This window comes from Rheinheimera sp. (genome assembly GCF_037442525.1).
Classification (GTDB): Bacteria; Pseudomonadota; Gammaproteobacteria; order Enterobacterales; family Alteromonadaceae; genus Pararheinheimera.
In genome coordinates this window covers 880179-887025 of record NZ_JBBIQD010000001.1, presented here as the reverse complement: position 1 = coordinate 887025, position 6847 = coordinate 880179, and the positions used below count along the sequence as shown (strand labels likewise).

4 protein-coding genes and 1 rRNA gene are annotated in these 6847 nt (G+C 49.8%); 4 read left to right on the top strand and 1 reads right to left on the bottom strand.

Annotated features, from left to right (window positions below):
• Positions 1-154: 154 nt before the first annotated feature.
• A 5S ribosomal RNA gene (gene rrf / locus WKJ03_RS04140) occupies positions 155-269 on the top strand.
• A 515-nt stretch (positions 270-784) separates the two neighbouring features.
• Positions 785-2827: a methyl-accepting chemotaxis protein gene (locus WKJ03_RS04135; protein ID WP_337840889.1), complete on the top strand. Its 2043-nt coding sequence runs from the start codon at positions 785-787 to the stop codon at positions 2825-2827.
• A gap of 46 nt (positions 2828-2873) precedes the next feature.
• Here WKJ03_RS04135 and luxS read toward each other — a convergent pair whose 3' ends face one another.
• The gene (luxS, locus tag WKJ03_RS04130) at positions 2874-3377 is read right to left on the bottom strand and encodes an S-ribosylhomocysteine lyase (RefSeq protein WP_337840888.1); all 504 of its coding nucleotides are present in this window, start codon (positions 3375-3377) and stop codon (positions 2874-2876) included.
• Between the two features lie 258 nt (positions 3378-3635).
• Between luxS and dnaK the strand changes: the two genes are divergently transcribed.
• Both dnaK and dnaJ read left to right on the top strand, forming a co-directional pair.
• Complete coding sequence (gene dnaK / locus WKJ03_RS04125) at positions 3636-5546, top strand: molecular chaperone DnaK (RefSeq protein WP_337840887.1); 1911 nt, start codon at positions 3636-3638, stop codon at positions 5544-5546.
• Between the two features lie 100 nt (positions 5547-5646).
• Positions 5647-6771, top strand: coding sequence for a molecular chaperone DnaJ (gene dnaJ, locus WKJ03_RS04120; RefSeq protein ID WP_337840886.1), 1125 nt, complete (start codon positions 5647-5649; stop codon positions 6769-6771).
• The last annotated feature ends 76 nt before the right edge of the window (positions 6772-6847 follow it).

Sequence of the window (6847 nt, the reverse complement as noted above, 5' to 3'; positions counted from 1 at the left end):
ACCATACAACGCCCAAGATGTTTTGGTTTGTGAAAAGAATTCGAATCAGCTTGCTCAATTACTGGAACTTGTTTTTATCAACTCCATCCATGGAGTTGACCCGCAAAGCGGGCCGCACTAAAGTGCGTTAAAACTTGTTCCCTACAAGTTTTTGCCTGGTGGCAATAGCGCTGTGGAACCACCTGAACCCATTCCGAACTCAGAAGTGAAACGCAGCTGCGACGATGGTAGTGTGGCGCTTGCCATGCGAGAGTAGTTCACCGCCAGGCTCCCAATAAATGGAAAAGCCCTTCGCGAAAGCGAGGGGCTTTTTTATTTACTTCGAAATCAGGCGCTGAACCATTCGAGCAGGGCATCCGACATGCGACCAGTTCGTCCGGAGCGAATTGGGACCGCGACTGCGGGTCCCGCAGGGACGAACCCCAGGGATGGGGTGAGCAAAGTAGTTCACCGCCAGGCTCCCAATAAAGCCAGAAGGCCCAGTTGAAAAACTGGGCCTTTTTGCTTTTTGTTCTTGCCCACAGCTTCCATGCTGGATGCGGCAGAAACTTTGCAGAAGTTTTAGGTTGCACCATGTTAGTGCGTGATTGAGCCGTTATTTCTGCTTGGTTACTTTGACATAGTTTGTTTCTCTGATTTATTAGCCATCTCTGATTTAGGGCGCTGCTCAGGGCCAGAATTGGGCAAAAATTCAGCCCTATCTAAGCGAGGTAACGCTAGGTAAATTCTGTGGCAAGGGCTGACACTTTATGTTCTGATGGAACTGTAAGTTGTTGGGGGCCTTATGGATTTACTACAAAAACTATCAATTAAACAAAAATTTTTATTTGGTGTCGGCGGTGCTATTGCATTGTTGCTGGTTGCCACGTCCTGGTTCACTGTTTATCACATCAGTCAGCTAACCCGCCATCAGGTGGAAGCTGAAGTGAGCAGCCTGGTCGAAACTGAGGCTGGTTCTGTGCGTAAATTTTTTGCTGAATATGCCCAAGTTGCCAGGACCTTTCTGGACAGTCCTCAGTTTCAGCAATGGTTCATGCAATACCCCGGGCGAGGTACTGAGCTGAATACTGTGCCTGGTTATGACAGTATTAATAACACTTTTATCAGGATCAGCGAACGGGACCCTGTGATTCTATCGGCATTCTTTGCCTTGGACCGATCTGCCGAATATTTTCGTGAGAACTCCAGGACGGGGGTAGATAAAGAGGGGCCAGATGCGGGTAAAGTTGATAGAGGTTATTTCGCGACTCAGAGGCCTTGGTATCTCGAGAGCCTGAAACATAACACGTATTTTGTCGGTTCACCTTCTGCAGACTTTACTACAGGTATTGTCTCTGCAGTAGTGGAAGGCCCTGTTTATCTGCCTGATGGTAACTTGCTTGGCGTTGGAGGGTTGGATTTACATCTGAACAAAATAGGTGAGCAGATTGAGCGCATTCAGTATGAAAATGCCGGCATTCCTTTTTTACTGGACAGCAAAGGACAGATTGTCCATCTGTCGGTCAAGGCTGGCCTGACGCAGCGTAAACCGAACGATGATTTCGCTTTACTTGACCAGGAAGCTGAGAGTTCAGGGTTCAGGCAAATCGCGCTTGCGGCTCAGCAAAAGCACGCCGGTTTTGTTCCTGTGCAGTTTAAAGGGCACAGTTATTACGCATCTTTTCAGCCTGTCACCCAAGATTTTCCTAAAATGAGCTGGCAGGTTGGTCTGCTTATCCCCGCTGAACTGATTGAAGGGCCTATCCAGCAGGCGATCAATTGGGCCTTGCTGTTCACCTTGTTTATTCTTGCAGTGATTACCCTGGTAGTGTTGGCGCTGACTCAGGTGATCCTGAAACCTCTGACGCAACTGACGTTGGCTATGCAGGATATTGCCAGTGGCGAAGGTGATTTAACCCGGACTTTATCAGTGCAAAGTGCCGATGAAGTAGGTGTGCTGGCTACCCACTTTAACCGTTTCCTCGGTAAGCTGCGCACTTCATTGCAAAGTACATCCGAGCAGTCGGTTCAGGTGCATCAGTCCAGTCGTCAGTTAAATATGGTCGCTACTCAGACAGATCAGGAAATTCAGAGCAACAAGCAACAAATTGATGCCGTATCCGCTGCTGTGACCGAAATGTCGGCAACTGTACTTGAGATAAGCCGCAATGCCCAGGCAACCAGTACTGCCGCAACAGCGGCCCAACAACGGGGGGCCGAAGGCATCGTGTTGTCAAAGGCTGCGTTGCAGGATATGTCCGCACTGGCAAACACCATGTCAGACGCTGTGGATGTGGTTGTTGGGTTGGCGAAAGAGTCTGAAAATATTGGCGCTGTTGTGGATGTGATCAAAGCTATTGCTGAGCAAACCAACTTGCTGGCACTGAACGCGGCCATTGAAGCGGCCCGTGCTGGCGAACAAGGCCGGGGTTTTGCCGTGGTGGCTGATGAAGTTCGCTCATTGGCCGGTCGCACCAGTGAAAGCACTGGACATATCCGTGCTATGGTGGAAAAACTGCAAAGTATTGCCAAAGAAGCTGAGTTGAAAATGCAGCAAGGCTGTGAACAAACCCAGTTGAGTTCAGAGCGGGCCAGAACCATGCAAGGCGCTCTTGAAGCTATAGGTTCAGCTATTGAGGTGGTACAGCAACAAAGCTCGCAAATTGCGGTAGCCACTCAGCAGCAAGGTGTTGTAGCTGAAGAGATTAATCAGAATCTGCACCGTATTACTCAATTGGTGGATACCACAGCTGGGCACGCCGCAGAGTTGACTTCTGAGGCTCAGCAATTGGATCAGTCGGCAACTGCTTTAAGTGCTGTGGTTTCTCAGTTCCGGATCCACCGGTAATACTGAGGTTTAAGGCTGACGCCTTTTGGGCGTCAGCTTCATTTCGTTACTTTAAAAACTCAGCAGACAATTTCAGCTCGTCGTTTAAGTTCACACCCACACCGCGGTCAATAATGTTTTGTGCTATTTGTTTGGCTTCGTCCAGAGAGTGCATCTGGGCCGTACCGCACTGATAAATATTCAACTCAGGAATTTCGGACTGATTTTGTACTTTCAGTACATCTGCCATAGCGGCCTGCCAGGCTGCAGCAACACGCTGTTCGTCCGGTGTGCCAATCAGGCTCATATAAAAGCCAGTACGGCAACCCATAGGGGAGATATCAATAATCTCCACATCAGCACCATTTAAGTGATCACGCATAAAACCTGCAAATAGATGCTCCAAGGTATGAATACCTTTTTCCGACAGGATCTCCTGGTTTGGGACACAAAAACGCAAATCAAACACAGTGATGGCATCGCCTTTTGGCGTATTCATTTTTTTGGCTACCCGTACCGCTGGGGCTTTCATAATGGTGTGGTCAACGGTGAAGCTGTCTAATAATGGCATAATCAGTCTCTTTAATTCCGATGCAGATGATTCGGATTATACGCTTTTGGTCGACGAATGGGGGCAGAAAATTCAGCCCGAACCGCTCTGGTAATTGCATAAGCTATGCCGCCAAATCGCGCTTTATCTTTGACAATTGCTGCTTTATCGCGCAAATAGAAAAATTTTTCAGAAAATAACCTTGAATCAACTAGGGATAAACCCCATTAACGGTTCAACACAATATTAATTGTTCAGATTAAGTAGCGGAGAGCAGTTATGGGTAGAATTATCGGTATTGACTTAGGTACAACAAACAGCTGTGTAGCCATTTTAGATGGTGACAAGCCTCGGGTTATTGAAAACGCAGAAGGTACTCGTACTACGCCTTCTATCATTGCTTATGCTGATGATGGCGAAGTATTAGTGGGCCAGCCGGCAAAACGCCAGGCGGTGACCAACCCGAAAAACACCCTGTTTGCGATCAAACGTCTGATTGGCCGTCGTTTTGAAGACGCTGAAGTACAACGCGATATCAAAATTATGCCATTCCAGATCGTGAAAGCGGACAATGGGGATGCCTGGGTAGAAGTTAAAGGCAAAAAGCTGGCTGCGCCGCAGATTTCAGCTGAAGTGCTGAAAAAGATGAAGAAGACGGCTGAAGACTACCTGGGTGAACCAGTGACTGAAGCGGTCATCACAGTACCTGCCTACTTCAACGACGCGCAGCGTCAGGCGACGAAAGATGCAGGCCGCATCGCGGGTCTGGAAGTGAAACGTATCATCAACGAACCAACCGCAGCCGCTTTGGCTTACGGTATGGACAAGAAAAAAGGCGACACCAAAATTGCGGTGTATGACTTGGGTGGTGGTACTTTCGATATCTCTATCATTGAAATTGATGATGTCGATGGTGAACAAACCTTCGAAGTATTATCAACCAATGGTGACACTCACTTAGGTGGTGAAGACTTTGACTCACGTCTGATCAACTATCTGGTGGATGAGTTCAAAAAAGAACAAGGCATTGACCTGCGTAACGACCCGCTGGCGATGCAACGTCTGAAAGAAGCCGCTGAAAAAGCCAAAATTGAGCTGTCGTCAGCCTCTCAGACCGAAGTGAACCTGCCGTACATCACAGCCGATGCGACAGGTCCGAAGCACTTAAATATCAAAGTGACCCGCGCCAAGCTGGAATCTCTGGTGGATGATTTAGTGGCCCGTACTATCGAGCCATTAAAGCAGGCGCTGAAAGATGCCGACCTGTCGGTCAGCGATATTGACGACATTATTCTGGTGGGCGGTCAGACCCGGATGCCAAAAGTTCAGGAAGCTGTGGCTGCGTTTTTCGGTAAAGAAGCCCGTAAAGACGTGAACCCGGACGAAGCTGTAGCCGTAGGTGCGGCCATTCAGGGCGCTGTGTTGTCAGGTGACGTCAAAGACGTATTGCTGCTGGACGTCACGCCTTTGTCTCTGGGGATTGAGACCATGGGCAGCGTGATGACGGCACTGATTGAGAAAAACACCACGATCCCGACTAAAAAGTCGCAAGTGTTCTCAACAGCGGACGACAACCAGTCGGCAGTGACCATCCATGTGCTGCAAGGTGAGCGTAAGCAGGCGTCTGCGAACAAATCCCTGGGGCAGTTTAACCTGGAAGGTATTCGTCCTGCGCGCCGTGGTGAGCCTCAAATCGAAGTGACCTTCGACCTGGACGCCGATGGTATTCTGCATGTGTCTGCTAAAGACAAAGACACGGGCAAAGAGCAGAAGATCACCATCAAGGCCTCTTCTGGTCTGACTGATGATGAAATTCAGCGTATGGTGCGTGACGCCGAGTTGAATGCCGAAGAAGACAAGAAGTTCGAAGAACTGGTGCAAACCCGTAATCAGGCTGATGCCTTGATCCACGGTACCCGCAAGCAAATTGAAGAAGTTGGTGCAGAGCTGGCAAGCAACGACAAACAAGAGATCGAAGCGGCTATCAGTGCTTTGGAAGCAGTGATCAAAGGCAGCGACAAAGCCGAGATTGAAGCCAAGACGCAGGCGTTACTGCAAGCGGCTCAGAAACTGGCCGAAGTGGTTCAGCGTAAAGAGCAGCAAGGCGGTGGTGCAGAGCCTCAGGCGAAAAACGCCGGCGGCGATGACGTGGTCGATGCTGAGTTCGAAGAAGTGAAAGACAACAAGTAATCATTGTGTCGTCGTCAGCGGCTCTTTAAGATGCGCTGACACTCAGAGTCAATCCAAGCGGCCGCCTTTGTGCGGTCGCTCCTTTATAAGATGAGCTGTTATGTCGAAACGTGATTATTACGAAGTCCTTGGTGTTGCCAAAGGCGCCGATGACAAAGAAATCAAAAAGGCCTATAAGCGGCTGGCGATGAAGTATCACCCTGATCGGACTCAGGGGGATAAAGCCATGGAAGAAAAGTTTAAGGAAGTGCAGGAAGCCTACGAAATTCTGTCGGATGATCAGAAACGTGCTGCCTATGATAAATACGGTCATGCCGGTGTGGACCCTAATAGGGGCGGTGGCGGCGGAGGGGCTGACTTTAATGATATTTTCGGCGACGTATTCGGCGATATCTTTGGTGGCGGCCGTCGTGGCCAGTCACGTGCCCAACGCGGATCAGACTTGCGCTACAATCTGGAGCTGAGCCTCGAAGAAGCGGTAAAAGGCAAGTCGGTTGAAATCAAAGTGCCTACCTGGGTCAGCTGCGATAGCTGTGATGGTACAGGTGCGAAAAAAGGCACCCAGGCCAAGTCATGTCCGACCTGCCACGGTGCTGGTCAGGTCACTATGCGTCAGGGCTTTTTTGCGGTGCAACAAACCTGTCCGACCTGTAATGGCCGCGGCAAAATCATTCCGGATCCATGCACTAAGTGCCATGGCGATGGCCGGGTTGAAAAGACCAAAACTCTGTCGGTCAAAATTCCTGCCGGTGTGGACACAGGCGATCGTATTCGTTTGGCCGGTGAAGGTGAAGCCGGTATGTTTGGTGCTCAGGCAGGTGACCTGTATGTGCAGGTGCATGTGAAAGACCATCCGATTTTTGTCCGGGATGGTAATAACCTGTACTGCGATGTGCCGATCAGCTTCAGCACTGCGGCTTTGGGGGGCGACATCGACGTGCCAACGCTGGATGGCCGTGTCAAGCTGAAGATCCCTGCAGAAACCCAAACCGACAAGATGTTCCGTTTGCGTGGCAAAGGTGTGCAGTCGGTGCGGGGTGGTGGCGTCGGCGATCTGGTGTGCAAGGTGGTGGTTGAAACGCCGGTCAACCTCAGCGAACGTCAGAAGGAATTGCTGCGTCAGTTGGACGAAAGCTGGATAGGTGACAGCGAAGGCAAACACAGGCCAAAATCCAAGGGATTTTTTGATGGGGTGAAAAAGTTCTTTGATGATTTAACAGGTTAAGTGTCAATTCAGCAAACCACCTTAAGGTGGTTTGCTGTTTTTAACCCACACCAAAGTTCAGATGGCGGCGTGCCAA